Here is a 21925-nt window from a genome sequence, read left to right on the forward strand (position 1 = left end):
CAGAGCCCCTGTCCTGCATGTCCGAACTTTCTCCCCTTCCAGAGCCCGCCAGTACCGACGACGCGGGTGACACGCCGGCCGCGCGCAAGCGGCCCAAGCCGGGCGAGCGCCGCGTGCAGATCCTGCAGGCGCTGGCGGCCATGCTGGAGCAGCCGGGCGCGGAGCGCATCACCACCGCCGCGCTGGCGGCGCGCCTGTCGGTGAGCGAGGCGGCGCTGTACCGCCACTTCGCGAGCAAGGCGCAGATGTTCGAGGGGCTGATCGACTTCATCGAGCAGTCCGTGTTCACCCTCGTGCAGCAGATCACCGGCCGCGAGGTGCCCGACCCCGCCCAGCCGCCCGACGTGGGCCAGCGGCAGGCGGCGCGCATCGTGGCCGTGCTGCTGCAGTTTGGCGAGCGCAACCCCGGCATGGTGCGGGTGATGGTGGGAGACGCCCTGGTGTTCGAGCACGAGCGCCTGCAGCAGCGCATGAACCAGTTCTTTGACCGCATCGAGTCCACCCTGCGCCAGTGCCTGCGCCCGGCCGCGGCGGGCTCCGCGACGCCCACGGTCGATGCCCAGGTGGCGGCCAGCGTGCTCACGGCGTTTGCGGTGGGTCGCCTGCAGCGCTATGCGCGCTCGGGTTTCAAGCGCCCGCCTTCCGAGCACCTGGAAGCCAGCCTCGCGCTGATCCTCTAGCACCGCCACGCTGGCGGTGCCGCCGGCGGGGCCCCGGCACGCTGGAGAGCGGGCCCGCCAGGCGGTGGCGCCGCCGCAACGGGTGATTTGGGGGCCGCTCCCTATTTTTTCCCGGGGTTTTGGCCGGTCGCTGAATTTGCTGCAGAATAGAACGAACGTTCGTTTTTATTTGCCAGCATGTCCGCCACCTCTTCATCCAGCCAGGTCACCCGCATCCCGCGCGCCCGCAGCGGTACCGGCCGCGCCCTGCAAAAGGGCCAGCAAACCAAGGCGGCCATTGTCGAGGCGGCGCTGGGCCTGGCCACGCACATCGGGCTGGAAGGCCTGTCCATCGGGGCGCTGGCCGATGTCACGGGCATGAGCAAGTCGGGAGTGTTCGCCCACTTCGGCTCGCGCGAAGAGCTGCAGATCTCCGTCATCCGCGAATACCACACCCGCTTCGAGCAGGAGGTGTTCTACCCCGCGATGTCCGCGCCGCGCGGCGTGGCGCGCCTGTCGGCCATGTTCGACAACTGGATGAAGCGCACCTCCATCGAAATCGACTCGGGCTGCATCTACATCAGCGGCGCGGTCGAGTTCGACGACCGCACCGGCCCCGTGCGCGACGCGCTGGCCAGCTCGGTGCTGACATGGCACGCCGCCATGCGCCGCGCCATCGAGCAGTGCAAGGGCCTCGCAGAGCTGCGCGCGGACACCAATGCCGAGCAGATGCTGTTCGAGATCCACGGCCTCATCCTCGCGCTGCATTACGAAGCGCGCTTCCTGCAGACCCCCGGCTCCATGGGCCGGGCCGTGCAGGGCTTTCACAACATCCTGGCGCGCTACAGCGCCGACACGCCGGCCGCCGCCGCGCCAGCCACCCCTGCTGCCGCCAAGCGCCGCAAAGTTTCCAACCAAACCACCACCTCCAAGGAGTAAACCCATGCCTACCTACACGCCGCCCCTGCGCGACATGCAATTCGTCATGCACGAAGTGCTCAAGGTCAGCGATGAATTCAAGGCAATGCCGCCCCACGCCGAGGTGGATGTGGACACCATCAATGCCGTGCTGGAAGAAGCCGGCAAGTTCGCCGCCGAAGTGACTTTCCCGCTCAACATCAGCGGCGATACCGAAGGCTGCGTGCTGGACAAGGCCACGAACGAAGTCAAGCCCCCGTCGGGCTTCAAGGACGCCTACGCCAAGTACGTCGAAGGCGGCTGGGCGGCGCTGTCGTGCGACCCCGCCTATGGCGGCCAGGGCCTGCCCTTCGTGCTGAACCAGTGCCTGTACGAAATGATGAACTCGGCCAACCAGGCGTGGACCATGTACCCCGGCCTGTCGCACGGCGCGTACGAAGCCCTGCACGCCCACGGCACCGACGAGCAAAAGAAGATCTACCTGCCCAAGCTCACCAGCGGCGAGTGGACCGGCACCATGTGCCTGACCGAACCCCATTGCGGCACCGACCTGGGCCTGTTGCGCACCAAGGCCGAGCCCCAGGCCGACGGCACTTACAAGATCACCGGCAACAAGATCTTCATCAGCGCCGGCGAACACGACATGACCGCCAACATCGTGCACCTGGTGCTGGCCCGCCTGCCCGACGCGCCCAAGGGCAGCAAGGGCATCAGCCTGTTCGTCGTGCCCAAGTTCAACGTGAAGGCCGACGGCTCGCTGGGCGAGCGCAACCCCATCTACTGCACGGGCCTGGAGCACAAGATGGGCATCCACGGCAACGCCACCGCGCAGATCGCCATCGATGGCGCCATCGGCACCCTGGTGGGCCAGCCCAACAAGGGCCTGGCCGCCATGTTCGTGATGATGAACGCCGCCCGCCTGGGCGTGGGCAACCAGTCGCTGGGCCTGACCGAAGTGGCTTACCAGAACGCACTGGCCTACGCCAAGGACCGCATCCAGATGCGCAGCCTGTCGGGCGTGAAGGCCAAGGACAAGGATGCCGACCCCATCATCGTGCACCCCGACGTGCGCAAGATGCTGCTCACCGCCAAGGCGTACGCCGAAGGCGGTCGCGCGCTGCAGATCTTCTGCACGCTGCTGCTGGACAAGGTGCACAGCCACCCCGATGAAAAGGTGCGTGCCGAATCCGAAGAGATGGTGGCGCTGCTCACGCCCATCGTGAAGGCCTTCATCACCGACAACGGCCACATCAGCACCAACGCCTGCATGCAGGTCTTCGGCGGCCACGGCTTCATCAAGGAATGGGGCATGGAGCAGTACGTGCGCGACAACCGCATCAACATGATCTACGAAGGCACGAACACCGTGCAGTCGCTGGACCTGCTGGGCCGCAAGATCCTGGGCAACAACGGCGCCACGCTCAAGAAGCTGGGCAAGCTGATCGGCAAGCTGGTGGAAGAAGAAGGCGTGAACGAGAAGATGGCCGAGTTCATCAACCCCGTCGCGATGCTGGGTGACCAGATGACCAAGTTCACCACCGAAATCGGCTTCAAGGGCATGCAAAACCCCGACGAAGTGGGCGCCGCCGCCGTGGACTACCTGCGCGTGGCCGGCCACCTGGTGTTTGGCTACCTGTTCGCCCGCATGGCCCAGGTCGCGCTGCGCGAGATCGCCGCCGGCAACACCGACCCGTTCTACGGCGCCAAGCTGCAGACCGCGCGTTTCTACTTCGCCAAGCTGTTCCCTGAAACGGCGACGCTGATGCGCACGGCCCGTGCCGGCAGCAAGGTGCTGATGGACACCGATCTGGCCCTGGCCTGATCGGTGCATCGTGCGGATTTCAAGCCTTTTTGCCACGGAGCGCTTATGTACAAAGCGGTAGCAGCTATTGTTTTGGTAGCGGGTGCGGTGCCGGCCTGGGCGCAGATGACGCCTGAAGGCCTGTGGCGCAACATCGACGACAAGACCGGCGAGGCCAAGGCGGAGATCCGCATCCGCGACATCGGCGGCGGCGTGCTGCACGGAGCGCTGGAAAAGCGCCTGTCCAAGGACGCCAAGCCCGACGATGTCTGCGACGAATGCTCGGACGACCGCAAGGGCAAGCCCCTCCTGGGGCTGGAGATCATCCGTGGCGCCAAGAAGGCCGAGGGCAAGGAAGTGTGGGAAGGCGGCAAGATCCTCGACCCCGAGAACGGCCGCAACTACACCCTGCGCATGACCCCCATCGACGGCGGCAAGAAGCTCGAAGTGCGGGGCTCCATCGGCCCCTTCGGCCGCTCGCAGACCTGGATCCGCGTCCAGTAAACCCAACGCCCGTGGCCTGCCTGCCCGTCTGCCTGCGCCGTGCCCGGCGCGCGGCGGCGCCAGGCCACCAACAAGGAACCAACCCATGTCCCGATTTCAAGTGAAGAAAGTCGCCGTGCTCGGCGCAGGCGTGATGGGCGCGCAGATTGCCGCCCACCTCGTCAACGTGAAGGTGCCCGTGGTGCTGTTCGACCTGCCCGCCAAGGAAGGCCCGAAGAACGGCATCGTCACCAAGGCCGTCGAAGGCCTCAAGAAGCTCAAGCCATCGCCCCTGGGCGTGGCCGACGACGCGGCGCTGATCCAGCAGGCCAACTACGAAGAGCACCTGCACCTGCTCAAGGAATGCGACCTCGTGATCGAGGCGATTGCCGAGCGCATGGACTGGAAGCTCGACCTGTACACCAAGATCGCGCCCCACGTGGCCAAGCACGCCATCCTGGCGTCCAACACCTCGGGCCTGTCGATCACCAAGCTCTCCGAAGTGCTGCCCGAGAGCATCAAGCCGCGCTTTTGCGGCATCCACTTCTTCAACCCCCCGCGCTACATGACGCTGGTGGAGCTGATCAACACGCCCACCACGCAGCCTGAAGTGCTCGACCAGCTCGAAGCCTTCGTCACCAGCGGCCTGGGCAAGGGCGTGGTGCGCGCGCACGACACCCCCAACTTCGTGGCCAACCGGGTGGGCATCGCCGGCATGCTGGCCACGATGAAGGAGGTCGAGAACTTCGGCCTCACCTATGACGTGGTGGACGACCTCACGGGCAAGAAGCTCGGCCGCGCATCGAGCGGCACCTTCCGTACCGCCGATGTGGTGGGCCTGGACACCATGGCCCACGTGATCAAGACGCTGCAGGACAACCTGAGCATCGAGACCGATCCGTTCTACGAAAGCTTTGGCACGCCCGCGGTGCTGAAGAAGCTGCTGGAGCTGGGCAACCTGGGCCAGAAGGCCAAGGCCGGTTTCTTCAAGAAGGTCGGCCGCGACGTGATGCGCTTCGAGCTGGACAGCGAAGAGTACGTGCCCGCCGGCCAGAAGGCCGACGAGGTGTATGCCCGCATGCTCAAGAAGCCCGCCGCCGAGCGCCTGCGCCTGCTGCGCAACGCCGAAGGCGCGCCCGGCCAGTTCCTCTGGGCCATCCTGCGCAACGGCTTCCACTACGCCGCCGTGCACCTGGGCACCATCGCCGACAACGCGCGCGACGTGGACCAGGCCATGCGCTGGGGCTTCGGCATGAAGCAGGGCCCCTTCGAGCTGTGGCAGGAAGCCGGCTGGCTCGACGTGGCGAAGATGATCCAGGAAGACATCGACGCGGGTAAAGCGCTGTGCAAGGCACCGCTGCCCGAGTGGGTCTTCAAGGGCCCCGTGGCCGAAGCCGGTGGCGTGCACACCGCGCAAGGCTCGTGGAGCGCATCGCAGAACAAGTTCGTGCCGCGCCGCCAGCTGCCCGTGTACGAGCGCCAGATCTTCCCCGAGACGCTGCTGGGCGAGACCAACCTGCCCGACTGGCGCACCGCCGGCACGACCATTGCAGAGTCCAAAGCCCTGCGCACGTGGACGCTGGATGGCCAGGTACTCATCGCCAGCATCAAGAACAAGATGCACGCCATCAGCCCCGAAGTGATGGAAGGCTTGATGGAAGCGTTGGAGCTGGCCGAGGCCGAGTACCAGGGCATGGTCATCTGGTCCGGCGACGCCCCGTTCAGCGTGGGCGCTGACCTGGAAGCCACCATGCCCGCCTTCATGGTCGGCGGCGCCGATGCGGTCGAAAGCATCGAGCAGGAACTGCAGAACCTGATGATGCGCATCCGCTACGCGCAGGTGCCTGTCGTCGCGGCCATCCACGGCATGGCGCTGGGCGGCGGCTGCGAGCTGGCGGTGTATTCCGCCAAGCGCGTGGCCCACATGGAAAGCTACATCGGCCTGGTCGAAGTGGGCGTGGGCCTGGTGCCCGGCGCGGGCGGCCTGACCTACATCGCCCGCCGCGCGGCCGAGAACATGGCGGCATCCACCGGCAAGGACATCCTGCCCTTCCTGACCGAAGGCTTCACCGCCGCCGCGATGGCCAAGGTGGGCACCAGCGCGCTCGAATCGCGCAAGCTCGGCTACCTGCTGGAGTCCGACGTCATCGTCCCGCACAAGGACGAACTGCTGTTCGTGGCCATCAACGAGGCCAGGTCCATGGCCGCCAGCGGCTGGCGCGCGCCGCACAAGCGCCTGTTCCCCGTGGCGGGCCGCAGCGGCCTGGCCACCATCAAGGCGCAGCTGGTGAACATGCGCGACGGCGGCTTCATCAGCGCCTACGACTTCAAGGTCAGCACCATGATCGCCGAGGTGGTCTGTGGCGGCGATGTGGATGCGGGTGCGATGGTGAGCGAGGAATATTTGCTCACGCTGGAGCGCAAGGTGTTCTGCCACCTGATCGCCCAGCCCAAGACGCACGAGCGCATCCTGGGCATGCTCTCCACGGGCAAGCCTGTTCGCAACTGACCGGCATCACCATGACGAGCCAAGCCCCCAACAAACTCCAGCGCTCGCTGATGCGCCTGGACGAGGCCCCCGCCTTCCTGCGCGGCTTCGTGCAGAACATCATCTTGCGCCGGGCCGTGCCTTTCACCGGCACGGCCGGGGTGAAGTTCGTGTCGCTCACGCCCGAGCGTGTGGAAGTGCGCCTGCCCAATGAGCACCGCGTGCAGAACCACATCGGCGGCGTGCACGCCTCGGCCATGAACCTGTTGGCCGAGACGGCCACCGGCATGGTGGTGGGCATGAACGTGCGCGATGACTGCATACCGCTGGCCAAGGAGCTCTCCATGGCGTTCAAGAAGCGCGCCACGGGTGGCTTGAAGGCCGTGGCCACGCTCACCGCCGAGCAGCGCGCCGCCATGTTGGCCAGCGACAAGGGCGAGGTGCAGGTCACCGTCACCGTGACCGACGAAGCCGGCGTGGAGCCGGTCGAATGTGTATTTACGTGGGCCTGGATTCCTTCCAGCCGCCCCGCCAAGCATTGAAGGAGTTTCAACACCATGGCTCAAAAACAAGTCCAGGACGCCTACATCGTTGCCGCCACGCGCACGCCCATCGGGCGCTCGGGCCGCGGCTATTTCAAGAACACCCGCCCCGATGACCTGCTGGTCGCCGCCATCAAGAGCGCCATGCTGCAGGTCCCCACGCTGGACCCCAAGGCGATCGAGGACGCCATCATCGGCTGCTCCTTCCCCGAGGGTGAGCAGGGCATGAACATGGCACGCATTGCCGTGGGCCTGGCGTTCGACCACCCCGTGGGCGGCGTGACCGTGAACCGCTTTTGCGCATCGGGCATCACCGCGCTGCAGATGGCCGCCGACCGCATCCGCGTGGGCGAGGCCGACGTGCTGATCGCCGGCGGCGCCGAGTCCATGAGTCTCGTGCCCATGGGCGGCAACAAGCCATCGTTCAACGCAGAGATCTTCGCGCGCGACGAGAACGTGGGCATCGCCTACGGCATGGGCCTCACGGCCGAGAAGGTCGCGCAGCAGTGGAAGATCAGCCGCGAGGCGCAGGACGCCTTCGCGCTCGAATCGCACCTGCGCGCCATCAAGGCGCAGAAGGCCGGTGAGTTCAGCGACGAAATCACGCCCTTCGAGGTCGTGGAGCGTTCGCCCAACCTCGCTACCGGCGAAGTGGTGGAAAAGCGCCGCACCGTGAACCTGGACGAAGGCCCTCGGCCCGACACGTCCCTCGAAGGTCTGGCCAAGCTCAAGCCCGTGTTCGCCGCGCGCGGCAGCGTCACGGCGGGCAACAGCTCGCAGACCAGCGATGGCGCCGGTGCGCTGATCGTGGCCAGCGAAAAGGCAGTGAAGCAATTCGGCCTGACGCCCCTGGCCCGCTTTGTGAGCTACGCAGCGCGTGGCGTGCCGCCGGAGATCATGGGCATTGGTCCCATCGAGGCGATTCCTGCGGCGCTGCGGTATGCAGGCCTGAAGCACGAAGACATCGGCTGGTTCGAGCTGAACGAAGCCTTTGCCGCGCAGTCGCTTGCCGTGATCAATACGCTGGGGCTGGACCCGAGCCGGGTGAACCCGATGGGCGGCGCGATCGCACTGGGACACCCGCTGGGCGCCACGGGTGCGATCCGGGCGGCGACGGTGGTGCATGCGCTGCGCCGGCACAAGCTGAAGTACGGCATGGTCACCATGTGCGTAGGTACCGGCCAAGGTGCAGCTGGAATTATTGAAGCGTTGTAACTGGCTACTGCGCGGGTCATCTGCGTCGTCGGGCGGTGCTCGCCATCCTCACGTACCTTGAGTACGTTCCGGTGGCTCCGCTCCGTCCGCCTAGCAGCTGATCCCGCTCGCTGCGCCCTGGAAGGTGGGGTGTGAAGGCAGGGGAACCGGGGCAGGTATTTGGATGGTCTCGTCCCGACCCTTACCCGACCCCGCCCGTTCGGGCTGAGCCTGTCGAAGCCAGGGTTCTGCCCTCAGCGATAGTTTTCTTTTCAAGCCGGCGCAGATCGGTTTCGAACCAAGGAGACAGACATGGACAAGCAAACTTTGCAGGTCAACGGGGCAGTGTCATTGGCGCTGCGTGTCTACCAACCCGAGGGCGCTCCGCGCGCCAGTGTCGTGATCGGCGGCGCGATGGGGGTGCGGCAGTCGTTCTACGAGGCCTTTGCGCTGTGGATGGCGCAGCAAGGGTTTCGGGTCACCACGTTCGACTACCGGGGCCATGGCGATTCGTTGCAGGGCGCCATGCGCGATGTGAAGGCGGATCTGTTCGACTGGGCACAGGACTACGAGGCGGTGATCACAGCCGCCAAGGCCGCGCTGCCGTCGCAGCCGCTGTACTTGCTGGGCCACAGCCTGGGGGCGCAGTTGCCGGGCCTGTTGAAAAAGCCCGAGCAGGTGGATGGCTTGCTGAGCGTGGCCGCGGGCAGCGGCTACTGGCGCGACAACGCGCCGCAGCTCAAGCGCATCGTTCCGTATTTCTGGTGGGTGCTGGTGCCGCTGGCCACGCGGCTGTGCGGGTACTTTCCGGGGCGCACGCTCAAGAAGGTGGGCGACCTGCCTGCGGGGGTGATCCTGCAGTGGCGGCGCTGGTGCTTGCATCCTGCCTACAGCGTGGGTGCCGAGGGGCCTGCGGTGGCGCAGAGTTATGGCGCGGTGCGGTTCCCGGTGCTGGCGCTGTCGATGGCCGACGATGAGCTGATGACCTTGCGGGGCACGCACAACCTGGTGAATTTGTACGCCAACACCGAGCGCCGCGTGGAGAGCATCACGCCGGCCGATCTGCAGGTGCGCCGCATCGGGCACTTCGGTTTCTTTCGCGACCAGTTTCGCCAGAGCCTGTGGCCGCGCGCGGCGGCTGCGCTGGCCGCCCTGGGTGGCGGCGTGCACCACGGCGAAGTCTCCGGTACGACGGCCTGAGCGGTCGTTTCGCGGCACACTCGCAGCATGACTTCCTCTTCATCCACTTCTTCGTCCTCCGCAGCCCACCCGCTGGACGAGGCGCTGCAACTGACGGCCTCGTCCGCTCCGACCGGCCAGTACGAAGGGCAAACCCACCCCGGCTACTGGAACATGGTGGGCCCGTTTGGTGGCATCACCGCCGCCACGCTGCTACAGGCCATCCTGCAGCACCCTGACCGGCTCGGCGACCCGTTGTCGCTCACCGTCAACTACGCGGGCGCACTGACAGCCGGTGTGTTCACCGTGCAGGCAACGCCCGTGCGCACCAACCGCTCTACCCAGCACTGGACGCTGTCGATCCTGCAGGCCGGTGCTGACGGCGCGCAGGTGGTCACCACCACCGCCACGGCCGTCACGGCGGTGCGCCGTGAGACCTGGAGTGTGGGCGATGTGCCCATGCCCGAGGTGCCTCCCCCCGCGGAGCACAAGGCCATCGTCGCGCCCAAGGGGGCGGTGGAATGGCTCAGCCGCTATGAGATGCGCCCCATCGCGGGTTTCATCCCGCGCACCTGGGACGGCAGCGGCGACCACAGCCTCACGCAGCTGTGGATGCGCGACGCGCCGCCGCGCCCGCTCGACTTCACCTCGCTGGCGGCACTGGCCGACGTGTTCTTCCCCCGCGTGTGGCTGCGCCGTGCGCGCCAGGTGCCTGCGGGCACGGTGTCCATCACCGTGTACTTCCATGCCACGGCAGAGCAGTTGCAGGCCACGGGCTCCGGCTACCTGCTCGGCCAGGCGCGCGGGCAGGAGTTTCGCAACGGTTTCTTCGACCAGACCGTGCAGCTGTGGAACGAGGCTGGCACCATGCTGGCCACGAGCCACCAGATCGTTTACTACAAGGAATAGGAAGTCGGCCTGTTGCTCTGCACCGTGCATTCCTCCCGTCCTCATCCATCCGACCCCGGAACCTTCACCACCATGACCGACGCCACCCAAGACATCCTCGTCCACACCGAAGCCGGTGTGGCCACCATCACCTTCAACCGTGTGGACAAGAAGAACTCCATCACCACCACCATGTATGCCGCCATGGCCGATGCCCTGGCCGCTGCCGAGGCCGATGCCAGCGTGCGCGTGGTGGTGTTCCAGGGCGACGTGGCGATCTTCAGCGCGGGCAATGACATCGGCGACTTTTTGAAGCAACCGCCCGCCACGCAGGATTCGCCCGTGTTCCGCTTCCTGCACGGCATCGCGGCCTTTCCCAAGCCCATCATCGCCTCGGTGTGTGGCCCCGCCGTGGGCATCGGCACGACCATGCTGTTCCATTGCGACCTGGTCTATGCGGGCGACAACGCGGCGTTCTCCATGCCCTTCGTGAACCTGGGGTTGTGCCCCGAGGCCGCATCGAGCCTGCTGGTGCCGCAGATGCTGGGGTATCACCGCGCTGCGGAAGCCTTGCTGTTGGGAGAGCCGTTCATGGCCGAGGCCGCCCTGGAGGTGGGCCTGGTCAACCGCGTGGTGCCGCCGACCGAGTGCAATGGCGTGGCGCAGGCGCAGGCGCGCAAGCTGGCGGCCAAGCCGCTGTCGGCGCTGATCGAGACCAAGCGGCTGATGAAGGGGGGGCAGACGGGGAAGGTGCTGGCGGTGATGGCGGAAGAGGGCGCGAGCTTTGGTCGCATGCTGCGCGAGCCGGCAGCGCGGGAAGCGTTCTCGGCGTTTATGGAAAAGAGAAAGCCAGATTTCAGCAAGAGCTGAAATCTGGCCGCCGCGATAGCGGTGCAGACCGCGTAGCGGGCTGAACGATCTTTTGGTAAAAGCGCCGGCTGGATTTCGGCGCACTCTGGGCCCCCGGTTCTTGGTCATTTTGGCTGCTAGCGCTTTTCTATCAAGCGCTAGCAGCTATCGTTTTTATAGTTATCGAGTTTCTGCCTACCGTTCGGGCTGAGCCCATCGAAGCCAGGGCGTGCTGGTTTGAAAAGCATGCTTGGTTTGAGGGCAGAGGCCGGGAGTCGCCCGGCATGCGAGTAACTTTCTTTCGCGTCGCCAAGAGAAAGTCACCAAAGAAAGGGCGCCCCCCAGTCTGCGACCCCTTCGCAGTGCGAAGGGGCCACCTGCGTCGGGGCGGTTGCTGGGTGCGCCTTGGAACTCGCTTTGCTGCTGCGCAGCGCCGCTCGGACAACCACGGCGAGTCAGAGCACGAGGCATGGGCGCTGCGACGCCCATGCTCACCCCGCAACCGCCCCGCCGCAGGCGCAGCCAGCAGGGGGGGTGGACCGCCAAACATCCAGACAGCCGAATAGCCACACGGGCCTTTGCTTCGCTCGGCCCCATCTCGCGGGCGCAAGCGCCAAGCGCCACGCGCTGCGCAGGCTGGGCCGAGCGCAGCGACGGCCCGAATGGATGTCCGGCTGCGGGTTCCCTTCTGGATGCGCCAACGGCGCGCAGCGAGTTCTGCGGTGCACCCCGTGACCGAGCACCCCAGGTTGCCCCGTAGCGCAGCGAAGGGGTCGCAGACGGCAGGGTCGCCTTCTCCTTGGTGACTTTCTCTTGGCGACCCAAGAGAAAGTTACTGCGCCGCCGGGCGCACACCCCGGCCTCCGCCCTTCGTTCAGGCACGCTGCATACTATAAAAACAATAGCTTCTAGCGCTTGATGGATAAGCGCTAAAGGCAAAAAAACATCCAAAATCCCGCCAGGCAAAACAACCCGCAATCGCAGCACCTATTTTTACCAAGCACTTGCTTGCTAAAAATAAACAGTTTTGCTATCGTGCCTGCATGGACTCACCCGTGCCGCGCGCCCGCGCCATCACCCCCCCGCAAAAGAAAACCCCGGCCCGCCCCCGTGGCAAGGCCGCAGCGTCCCTCGTCGCCAACCCCATCCCCACAGAAACCACGGCAGCCGAAGACCCCCCACGCCGCCCCCGCGGCCGCCCGCGCAAGACCGCCGAAGAACTCGACGACGGCAACCGCCGCCGCAAGCTCATGGACGGCGCCGCCAAACTGTTCCGCACGCAGGGCTTCGCGGCCACCAGCACGCGCGATATTGCCGCCGCCGCAGGCATGCACAGCGGCTCGCCCTTCTACCACTTCGAAAGCAAAAGCGCGCTGCTTTACGCCGTGATGAGCGAGGGCATGACCATGGCCACGCAGAGCCAGCAGCAGGCGCTGGAGGCCCTGCCTGCTGGCGCAGCGCCACGCGCGCAGCTGCGCACGCTGATCCGCCACCACTTCGAGATCCTGCTCGGCCCGCGCAGCAGCTTCATCCCGGTGATGCTCTACGAATGGCGCTCGCTCACGCCCGCGCAGCGCAAGGGCATTGCGCGCATCAAGGACAGCTACGAGGCCGCGTGGATGCCCGCGCTCGATGCCCTCGCGCAGCAGGGCGCGCTGCAGGCAAATCCTGGCGTGGCGCGGCTGTTCATCTTTGGCGCGCTCAACTGGGCCGTGCAGTGGTTCTCGCCCAAGAAGGGCAAGTCGCTCGATGCGCTGACCGACGAGGCCCTGGCCCTTTTCATCCGCGCATAAACAAAAAAATACAAAAAAGGCTGGACCACCATGGCCCCGACGGCTCCGAATGTTTATCAGTCTGTGTTTGCCCCGGGCCTGTTCGCCGGCCAGGTGGTCGTCGTCACGGGCGGCGGCTCGGGCATCGGCCGCTGCACAGCGCACGAGCTGGCCCGCCTGGGCGCGCAGGTGGTGCTGGTGGGCCGCAAGCCAGAGAAGCTGCAGGCCGTTGCCGATGAGATTGCCGCGGATGGCGGCCCAGCGTCCTGGCACGCGTGCGACATCCGCTCCGAAGACGCGGTGGTGGTGCTGGTGCAGCAGGTGCTGGCCGCGCACGGGCGCATCGATGGACTGGTGAACAACGCGGGCGGGCAGTTCATGTCGCCGCTCGAATCCATCAGCGCCAAGGGCTGGGAGGCGGTGCTGCACACCAACCTCACCGGCGGCTTCCTGGTGGCGCGCGAGTGCTACCGGCAGTGGATGGCGTCGAACGGCGGCTCAGTAGTCAACATCGTGGCCGACATGTGGGGCTCCATGCCGGGCATGGGGCACAGCGGCGCGGCGCGCGCGGGCATGGTCAGCTTCACCGAAACCGCCGCGCTCGAATGGGCCTGCAGCGGCGTGCGCGTGAACGCCGTCGCGCCGGGCTACATCGCATCGAGCGGCATGGACAACTACCCTCCCGCCGCCGCGCACACGCTGCGCGCCATGCCGCAGACCGTGCCGCTGGGCCGCTTCGGCAACGAGGCCGAGGTGTCGGCGGCCATCGTCTTCCTGCTCAGCCCGGCAGCCAGCTTCATCAGCGGCAGCACGCTGCGCGTGGATGGCGCGCGGCCGCAGGTGCGCCTGGGCTGGCCGCTGCGCGTGCCCGATGCCGCCACGCAGCAGCGCGCCGCCGTGAAGCCCTATGGGGGCTTTCACCGCGCACAGGTGCCGCGCGTGTTTGCGGCGTCTGCCGAGCAGGCTTCCAGTGCGTCCAAGGACTCTGAATGACCACCGCCTTTGCTTCGCGCTTTCACTCCGGCGCACCCGATGCGCAACAGCGCCGCGCTGCCCTGGCCGCGCGCCTCGATGCCCTGCGCGCGCTGGAAGAGCGTGCCGCCGCCGCCTCGGCCCGGTCGCAGCCCCAGTTCGACAAACGCGGCCAGCTGCTGCCGCGCCAGCGCGTGGCGCTGCTGCTGGATGCGGGCGAGCCCTGGCTGCCGCTGTGCACCCTGGCGGGCTACCTGCAGGATGTGAAAGACCCTGAGAAGTCCGTGCCCGGTGGCGGCATGGTCGCGGGCATCGGCTTTGTCAGTGGCGTGCGCTGCATGGTGGTAGCCAGCGACTCCGGCATCGAGGCGGGGGCCATCCAGCCCATGGGACTGGAAAAGATCCTGCGCGTGCAGGAGATCGCGCTGCGCGAGCGCCTGCCCTTCGTGCACCTCGTCGAGAGTGCCGGCGCCAACCTCATGCGCTACCGGGTCGAAGGCTTCGTGCACGGGGGCACACTGTTCCGCAACCTCGCGCGGCTGTCGGCGGCGGGCATTCCGGTGATCACCGTGCAGCACGGCTCGGGCACTGCGGGCGGGGCCTACATGCCGGGGCTGTCGGACGTGGTCATCATGGTGCAGGGCCGCTCGCGCGCCTTCCTGGCCGGGCCGCCGCTGCTCATGGCCGCCACGGGCGAGGTGGCGACCGAAGAGGAACTGGGCGGTGCCGAGATGCACACCGCCGTCTCGGGCCTGGGCGAATACCTGGCCCAGGATGACCGCGAGGCGATCGGCCTGGCGCGCGATGTGGTCGCGCAGCTGGGCTGGAGCATGCCCCAGCGACCGAGCGCGCCTGTACCTCTCTTGCCGGCAGACGACCTGCTGTCCCTGATGTCTGCCGACCTGCGCCAACCCGTGGACATGCGCGAGGTGATGGCGCGGATGGTGGATGGCTCTGAGCTGCTCGAATTCAAGGCACGCTACGGCATGGCCACTTTGTGCGCGCAGGGCCACATCGGCGGGCACGCCGTGGGCTTCATCAGCAACAACGGCCCCATCGACGTGGCGGGTGCCAACAAGGCCACGCACTTCATCCAGTGGATGTGCCAGCTGGGCCACCCCATCATCTACCTGCAGAACACCACGGGCTACATGGTGGGCAAGGACAGCGAGCAGGGCGGCATGATCAAGCACGGCAGCAAGATGATCCAGGCCGTGACCAACGCCACCGTGCCGCAGATCACCATCCAGTGCGGCGCCAGCTTTGGCGCGGGCAACTACGGCATGTGCGGGCGGGGCTATGCGCCGCGCTTCCTGTTCAGCTGGCCGGGGGCCAAGACAGCCGTGATGGGCGGCGAGCAGGCCGCGCGCACCATGCAGATCGTGACCGAGGCGGCACTGGCGCGCAAAGGCATCACGCCCGACCCGGCCGAGTCGCAGGCCCAGTTCGACAAGATCGTCGCCATGTTCGAGGCCCAGGCCGATGCGTTCTACACCAGTGGCCTGTTGCTGGACGACGGCGTGATCGACCCGCGTGACACCCGTGCCGTGCTGGCGTTTTGCCTGGACACCTGCGCCGAGGCACAGGCCCGCACGCTGCGGCCCCTGAGCTTTGGCGTGGCGCGGATGTAAGAGCCACGCCAAAGCACGCAATCACCACGATGGCCGAGCCTCTCAAACACCTGCTCAACGACACCGTGCCGCCGCGCATTGCGGCCATGGTGCGGCGTGCGTGGCGCAAGTTCGATACCACCGCGTTTCTGCAGCAAGTAGAGCCCGGCTACGAATCGCTGGAGCTGATGGCACGCGGCCAGCGCATCGCGCAGTCCCTGCAGGCGCACCTGCCGCAAGACATACCGCGCGCACTGGCCGTGCTGGTCGATTCGATGGACCCACCCATGGGCCTCGATGCCGCTGGCGAACCCGACGCGGGCGACCGGCCCTACAGCGCCTTCCTGTACCTGCCGCACAGCATCTACATCGGCACACACGGCCTGCCGCATTTCGAGGCGGCCATGGCCGCGCAGCACGCGCTGACCCAGCGCTTTACCGCCGAGTTCTGCATCCGCCCCTACCTGCTGCACCACCAGGGCGCCACGCTCGCGCGGCTGCGGAACTGGGCGCAGGACGGCAATGCCCACGTGCGCCGCCTGGTGAGCGAAGGCACGCGGCCCCGCCTGCCCTGGGCACCGCGCCTGCCCGCGTTCCAGGCCAACCCGCAACTGGCCCTGCCGTTGCTCGATGCGCTCAAGGACGACCCGTCGTCCTATGTGCGCCGCTCGGTGGCCAACCACCTAGGCGACATCGCCAAGGATCACCCCGACCTGGCCGTGGGCACCGCCCGCACCTGGCTGCAGGGCGCATCCGCCCCGCGTGAAGCCCTGGTGCGCCACGGCCTGCGTTTTCTCATCAAGCGTGGCGACGCTGGTGCGCTCGATGCCCTGGGCGTGGGGCATGCCGTGGCGCTGGACGTGCGGGCCGCGCGCGTGCTGCCTGCCAGCGCACGCATCGGAGACAAGGTGCGCATCGAGGCCGAGCTGCACAACCCCACGCCACGGCCCCAGCGCGTGCTGGCCGACCTGAAGGTGCACTACGTCAAGGCCCACGGCGGTGCCGCGCCCAAGGTGTTCAAGCTGCAAACGCTGGACATAGCGCCTGGCGCCACGGTGGCCGTTGGCAAGACGCTGTCGCTGCAGCAGATGACCACGCGCACCCACTACCCCGGCGCGCACCAGGTGGAACTGGTACTCAACGGGCGGCCGCAGCCGCTGGGGCAGTTCCAGTTGTCGTGATCGAGATCCACACAAACAAAACACCGGAGACAAACACCATGCAGTTCACGCACGAGCACCGCGAGATCCAGAAGACCCTCAAGCGCTTCATCGACGAAGAGATCAACCCCCACGTGGACGAGTGGGAGGCGGCCGAGATCTTCCCCGCGCACGAGGTCTTCAAGAAGATGGGCAACCTGGGCCTGCTGGGCCTGTGCAAGCCCGAGGAATACGGCGGGCAGGGCCTGGACTATTCGTACAGCCTGGCCATGGCCGAGACGCTGGGCCACATCCACTGCGGCGGCGTGCCCATGGCCATTGGCGTGCAGACCGACATGTGCACCCCGGCGCTCGCGCGCTACGGCAGCGAAGAGCTCAAGCGCCAGTTTCTCGCCCCGGCCATCGCGGGCGACATGGTGGGCTGCATCGGCGTGAGTGAGCCGGCGGCGGGCAGCGACGTGTCCGGCATTAAAAGCGTGGCGCGCAAGGATGGTGACGACTACGTGATCACCGGCCAGAAGATGTGGATCACCAACAGCCTGCAGGCGGACTGGATGTGCATGCTGGTCAACACCGGCGAAGGCCCCGTGCACAAGAACAAGAGCCTGGTGATGGTGCCCCTGCGCGATGGCCCCGGCGGCAAGCTGACCCCGGGCGTCGAGGTGGCGCAGAAGATCCGCAAGATCGGCATGCACAGCAGCGACACCGGCCTGATCTACTTTGACGAGGTGCGCGTGCCGCAGCGCTATCGCATCGGTGCGGAGGGGCAGGGCTTCATCTACCAGATGCAGCAGTTCCAGGAGGAGCGCCTGTGGTGTGCCGCCAGCACGCTCGAATCGCTGAACCACTGCATCCAGTGGACCATCGACTATGCGCAGGAGCGCAAGCTCTTTGGCAGCACGCTGGCCGACCAGCAGTGGGTGCAGTTCAAGCTGGCCGAACTCAAGACCGAGGTCGAGGCCCTGCGCGCGCTCACCTACCGCGCGTCCGACCTGTATGTGAACGGGCAGGACGTGCTGGAGCTGGCCAGCATGGCCAAGCTCAAGGCCGGCCGCCTGAACCGCGAGGTGCCCGACACCTGCCTGCAGTTCTGGGGCGGCATGGGCTACACGCTGGAGAACAAGGTCTCGCGGATGTACCGGGACGGGCGGCTGGCGTCGATTGGTGGGGGCGCCGACGAGGTGATGTTGGGCATCCTCGCCAAGCTCATGGGCATCGCCAAGAGATGAGCAACACCCCCCTGAGCGACTTCGTCGCTTCCCCCCGCTCTCGCATTGCTGCGCAGTGCGGGCAGGGGGACGCAGCCCTCGCTGCGGGGCGGCCCTTGCTCGGCTGCCCTGGCACTGGGCCGCGCCAGTTTCGTATGTCGTGCGTAGCGCGCAGCACGGTGGAGACCTGACATGCCTTTACAGATAACCCGCGCGCCGCTGGCCAGCGGCTGTGTGGAAACCTGGACGCTCAACGACCCGGCCAGCCGCAATGCGCTGTCCGAGGCGATGGTGGACGCCCTGCTGTCCGCGTGTGAGCGGGCTGCGGCCGATTCCGATCTGCGCGGCGTGGTGCTGCGGGGTGCCGGTGGGCATTTCTGCGCGGGTGGCAGCCTGGGCGACTTTGCCAAGACGATTGGCCAGCCGCTGGCTGCGGGCGAAGCTGACCCGCTGGTACCGCTGAACCGCCGCTTTGGTGCGTTGCTGCAGGCCCTGTGTGCGTTGCCGCAGTGGTTCATCGTGGCGGTGGAGGGCGCTGCCATGGGCGGTGGCTTTGGGCTCGTGTGCTGTGCCGATCAGGTGCTGGCCCACACCAGCGCGCAGTTCGCCACGCCCGAGGTCACGCTGGGCATCGTGCCGGCGCAGATCGCGCCGTTTGTCGTGCGGCGCATTGGACAAGCGGCAGCGCGGCGGTGTTTGTTGACGGGCGAGCGCTGGGATGCCGCGACGGCTCAACGTGCGGGGCTGGTGGATGAGGTGGTAGCTGGCGACATGGAGGCTGCTGTGCAAGCCGCCATCGCGCGCCACGCCGCCGCAGCGCCGAAGGCCGTGGCCGCCACAAAACGTTTGTTGCTGGCCCAAGTCGAAACGCCGTTGCCCGCGCTGCTGGACGAAGCAGCAATTGCTTTTTCGCAAGCGCTGCGTGGCCCCGAGGCGCCGCAAGGGCTGGCGGCGTTTGCTGCGCGCAAGGCGCCGCCGTGGAGTGCGACCTGATGAAAAAAATCCTTATCGCCAATCGCGGCGAAATCGCCCGCCGGGTGATTCACACCGCCCACCGTATGGGCATCGAAACGGTTGCCGTCTACTCCGACCCCGATGCCAACGCCCTGCATGTGCGCGAAGCCACCCAAGCCGTGACGCTGGGTGGCGAGACCAGCGCCGACACCTACCTGCGCACCGACAAGCTGCTGGCCGCCGCCCGCGCCGCCGGGGCCGATGCCGTGCACCCCGGCTATGGCTTCCTCAGCGAGAACGCCGACTTCGCCCAGGCCGTGGTGGATGCGGGCCTGACCTGGATCGGCCCGCCTCCCGGCGCCATCCGTGCACTCGGCAGCAAGGCCGGTGCCAAGGCGCTGGCCCAGGCGCATGGCGTGCCCTGCCTGCCCGGCTACGCGGGGGATGACCAGAGCGACGAGCGCTTTGCCGCCGAGGCTGCGCGCATCGGTACACCCCTCATGGTCAAGGCCGTGGCAGGCGGGGGAGGGCGTGGCATGCGCCTGGTCACCGACCTGGCGCAGTTGCCTGCCGCGCTGGCCAGTGCCCGGTCGGAGGCGCTGGCGGGCTTTGGCTGTGGTGACCTGCTGATCGAACGCGCGCTGCTGCAGCCGCGCCATGTGGAGGTGCAGATCTTTGCCGACGCCCACGGCGCGTGCATCCACCTGGGCGAGCGCGATTGCTCGGTGCAGCGCCGCCACCAGAAGATCATCGAAGAGTCCCCCAGCCCGGCCGTGGACGCCGCGCTGCGCGAACGCATGGGCGCCTGTGCCGTGGCGCTGGCACAGGCTGCTGGCTATTTGGGGGCGGGCACGGTGGAGTTTTTGCTGGATGGCAGTGGCTTGAGCGACGCCGGGCCGCCCCAAGTCGCGAAGGCCCCCTCGGGGGGCAGCGAACCACGCGACGCGGGGAGCGTGGGGGCCAGTTTCTACTTGATGGAGATGAACACCCGCCTGCAGGTGGAGCACCCGGTGACCGAGGCGCTCACGGGGCTGGACCTGGTGGAATGGCAAATCCGCGTGGCACGGGGCGAACCGCTGCCACTCGCGCAAGACCATGTGCATCTGCAAGGCCACGCCATCGAAGTGCGCCTGTGTGCCGAAGACGCGCACTTCCGCCCCCACACCGGCCGCGTGCTGCAGTTCAGTGCGCCACAAGCCACCGCGTTTGAACGGGCCACCCCCGGCGCGCTGCGTTTTGACCATGCGCTGGAAGAGGGCGCCGAGGTCTCGCCCCACTACGACGCCATGCTGGGCAAGCTCATCGTGCATGCGCCGACGCGGGCCGAGGCCGTCGACGCGCTGGTCCGAGCGCTGCACAGCACCCGCGTGCTGGGCCTGCCCACCAACCGCGCGTTTCTGGCGGCGTGCCTGCAGCACCCGGTGTTTGCCAGCGGGGAGGCGCTGGTGCCGTTCCTGGCAGAACATGCTGCTGGCTTGCAAGGATTGCTATTGAAAGAGGAGCTATCAGCGCTTTTCCCTCCTGCGCTGGAGGCCATTCTTGCTTCAAAACCCGCATCGATCCTGCCGTGCCCCATGGCGCGGCCCCTGCGCCTGCGCCACCAGGGCGAGGTGCACGCCGTCGCCGTGCGAGAGCTGGGCAGGGGGCGGCTGCAGGTAGAGCAGGCCGGGGTAGGGCCCACCACCATCACGCTGCAGTTGCCTCAGCGCGGTGTGCACTACGTCGCCGTGGAGCCGCTGCGCTGGCATTGGCAGATCGGCGGTGTGGACGGCTGGGTGGAAGACGCATCGTGGGAGCCGGCAGCCCGCGCGGGCGCCACTGGTGGCGCCACCGAGCTGCGCGCGCCCTTCAACGGCAAGGTCGTCGCGCTGCCCGTGGCTGCAGGCCAGGCGCTGGCGGCGGGCGATACGGTGGTGGTCATCGAATCCATGAAGCTTGAACACAGCCTGGCCAGCCCCGCCGCCGCCACGGTGGCTGAGCTGCTGGTAGCGCCCGGCCAGCAGGTGTCGCCCGGCCAGGTGCTGGCCCGCTTTGCACCCGCCACGCAAGGAGCGCCCGCATGACCGCCACGTCCGATGCAAGTTCTGTGAGCGACGAAGACCGCACCGCACTCACCGACACCGTCACCCGCTTTGCCCGCACCGAGATCGCGCCGCATGTGGATGCTTGGGATGCCGCCGGTGAGTTCCCCCGCAGCCTGTACCGCCGCGCGGCCGACCTGGGCCTGCTGGGCCTGGGCTACCCCGAGCCGTACGGCGGCACGCCTGCCAGCTACGCCTTGCGCTTGCCGCTGTGGCGCGCGCTCAGCCGCCACGGCGCCAGCGGCGGTGTGCTGGCCAGCCTGCTGTCGCACAACATCGGCCTGCCGCCGGTACTGGCCCATGGCAGCGACGCTGTGCGTGCCGAGGTCATCCCGCCCGTGCTGGCAGGCGAGCAGATCGCGGCATTGGCGATTACTGAGCCCGGTGGCGGGTCAGACGTAGCCCAGCTACGGATCACCGCGCGGCGCGAGGGCGATGAGTACATCGTCAACGGCGAAAAAGTGTTCATCACCTCCGGCATGCGCGCGGACTGGATCACGGTCGCTGTCAGAACGGGAGAAGCTGGAAGCAAGGGCAGTGGCGGCATATCGATGCTGCTTGTGCCCGGCCACAGCGCAGGCTTGTCGCGCAGCAAGCTCGACAAGATGGGCTGGCTCTGCTCCGACACCGCCCACCTGCGCTTTGACAACGTGCGCGTGCCTGCGCGCTACCTGCTGGGCGAAGAGGGCGCGGGCTTTCGCATCATCATGGCCAACTTCAATGGCGAGCGCTTTGGCCTCGCCGCATCGGCCCTGGGCTTTGCCGAGGCCTGCTACGACGAGGCCCTGGCCTGGGCCCGCCAGCGCAAGACCTTTGGCGCCGCGCTGGTGGAGCACCAGGTCATCCGCCACAAGCTGGTGGACATGCAGATGCGCATCCAGTCCACCGCCGCGTGGTGCGAATCCGTGGCCGCACAGGCTGATGCAGGCCGCACAGGCCCTGAATGGGTCGCAAACGTCTGTCTGCTCAAGAACCACGCCACCCAAACCATGCAGTTCTGCGCCGACCAGGCCGTGCAGATCCTGGGCGGCATGGGCTTCATGCGCGGCACCGTCAGCGAGCGCATCTACCGCGAGGTCAAGGTCATGATGATCGGCGGCGGGGCGGAAGAAATCATGAAAGACCTGGCTGCACGCCAGCTCGGCATTTGAATGAAGGAGACAGGCC

The 21925-nt window shown here is 67.2% G+C and carries 18 protein-coding genes; all 18 read left to right on the forward strand.

The genetic code is table 11. From position 1 onward, the window contains the following. The first annotated feature begins 17 nt into the window (after window positions 1-17). The gene (gene slmA, locus AC3RCE_RS04150) at window positions 18-680 is read left to right on the forward strand and encodes a nucleoid occlusion factor SlmA (protein WP_218293206.1); all 663 of its coding nucleotides are present in this window, start codon (window positions 18-20) and stop codon (window positions 678-680) included. A gap of 177 nt (window positions 681-857) precedes the next feature. Beyond that, on the forward strand, window positions 858-1598 hold the full coding sequence (locus tag AC3RCE_RS04155) for a TetR/AcrR family transcriptional regulator (RefSeq protein ID WP_218293207.1): 741 nt from the start codon (window positions 858-860) through the stop codon (window positions 1596-1598). Between the two features lie 4 nt (window positions 1599-1602). Continuing rightward, entirely contained in the window at window positions 1603-3399 is a 1797-nt protein-coding gene (locus AC3RCE_RS04160) for an acyl-CoA dehydrogenase C-terminal domain-containing protein (protein ID WP_492254589.1), read from the forward strand. A 45-nt stretch (window positions 3400-3444) separates the two neighbouring features. After that, complete coding sequence (locus AC3RCE_RS04165; RefSeq protein WP_492254590.1) at window positions 3445-3882, forward strand: DUF2147 domain-containing protein; 438 nt, start codon at window positions 3445-3447, stop codon at window positions 3880-3882. Window positions 3883-3967: 85 nt separating this feature from the next. Further along, window positions 3968-6370 carry a 3-hydroxyacyl-CoA dehydrogenase/enoyl-CoA hydratase family protein gene (locus AC3RCE_RS04170; RefSeq protein ID WP_492254591.1) on the forward strand — a complete coding sequence of 801 codons (2403 nt, stop codon included), beginning with the start codon at window positions 3968-3970 and terminating at the stop codon, window positions 6368-6370. 11 nt (window positions 6371-6381) lie between these two features. Beyond that, window positions 6382-6891 (forward strand): DUF4442 domain-containing protein, encoded by a 510-nt coding sequence (locus AC3RCE_RS04175; protein WP_492254592.1) that lies wholly within the window; start codon window positions 6382-6384, stop codon window positions 6889-6891. Between the two features lie 15 nt (window positions 6892-6906). Further along, window positions 6907-8106, forward strand: coding sequence for an acetyl-CoA C-acyltransferase (locus AC3RCE_RS04180; protein ID WP_492254593.1), 1200 nt, complete (start codon window positions 6907-6909; stop codon window positions 8104-8106). Between the two features lie 291 nt (window positions 8107-8397). After that, window positions 8398-9285, forward strand: a complete 888-nt coding sequence (locus AC3RCE_RS04185; RefSeq protein WP_218293213.1) for an alpha/beta hydrolase family protein — start codon at window positions 8398-8400, stop codon at window positions 9283-9285. Between the two features lie 27 nt (window positions 9286-9312). Further along, entirely contained in the window at window positions 9313-10173 is an 861-nt protein-coding gene (locus AC3RCE_RS04190; RefSeq protein WP_218340493.1) for an acyl-CoA thioesterase, read from the forward strand. 72 nt (window positions 10174-10245) lie between these two features. Then, on the forward strand, window positions 10246-11022 hold the full coding sequence (locus AC3RCE_RS04195; RefSeq protein WP_218293215.1) for an enoyl-CoA hydratase: 777 nt from the start codon (window positions 10246-10248) through the stop codon (window positions 11020-11022). A 1022-nt stretch (window positions 11023-12044) separates the two neighbouring features. After that, window positions 12045-12794 (forward strand): TetR/AcrR family transcriptional regulator, encoded by a 750-nt coding sequence (locus AC3RCE_RS04200; protein WP_218293216.1) that lies wholly within the window; start codon window positions 12045-12047, stop codon window positions 12792-12794. Between the two features lie 30 nt (window positions 12795-12824). After that, a complete protein-coding gene (locus AC3RCE_RS04205; protein WP_492254594.1) occupies window positions 12825-13766 on the forward strand; it encodes an SDR family oxidoreductase in 942 nt (313 codons plus the stop codon). Continuing rightward, window positions 13763-15376, forward strand: a complete 1614-nt coding sequence (locus AC3RCE_RS04210; RefSeq protein WP_492254595.1) for an acyl-CoA carboxylase subunit beta — start codon at window positions 13763-13765, stop codon at window positions 15374-15376. The genes AC3RCE_RS04205 and AC3RCE_RS04210 overlap by 4 nt, the downstream gene beginning before the upstream one ends. A 29-nt stretch (window positions 15377-15405) precedes the next feature. Further along, window positions 15406-16536 carry a DNA alkylation repair protein gene (locus AC3RCE_RS04215; protein WP_492254596.1) on the forward strand — a complete coding sequence of 377 codons (1131 nt, stop codon included), beginning with the start codon at window positions 15406-15408 and terminating at the stop codon, window positions 16534-16536. Window positions 16537-16574: 38 nt separating this feature from the next. Beyond that, a complete protein-coding gene (locus tag AC3RCE_RS04220; RefSeq protein ID WP_492254597.1) occupies window positions 16575-17744 on the forward strand; it encodes an acyl-CoA dehydrogenase family protein in 1170 nt (389 codons plus the stop codon). A gap of 171 nt (window positions 17745-17915) precedes the next feature. After that, complete coding sequence (locus tag AC3RCE_RS04225; protein WP_492254598.1) at window positions 17916-18716, forward strand: enoyl-CoA hydratase/isomerase family protein; 801 nt, start codon at window positions 17916-17918, stop codon at window positions 18714-18716. After that, the gene (locus tag AC3RCE_RS04230; RefSeq protein ID WP_492254599.1) at window positions 18716-20740 is read left to right on the forward strand and encodes an acetyl/propionyl/methylcrotonyl-CoA carboxylase subunit alpha; all 2025 of its coding nucleotides are present in this window, start codon (window positions 18716-18718) and stop codon (window positions 20738-20740) included. Before AC3RCE_RS04225 ends, AC3RCE_RS04230 begins: the two co-directional genes overlap by 1 nt. Beyond that, a complete protein-coding gene (locus AC3RCE_RS04235) occupies window positions 20737-21909 on the forward strand; it encodes an acyl-CoA dehydrogenase family protein (protein ID WP_218293223.1) in 1173 nt (390 codons plus the stop codon). The genes AC3RCE_RS04230 and AC3RCE_RS04235 overlap by 4 nt, the downstream gene beginning before the upstream one ends. Window positions 21910-21925: the final 16 nt, after the last annotated feature.

This window comes from Acidovorax sp. GW823-FHT05D11 (assembly GCF_058795695.1).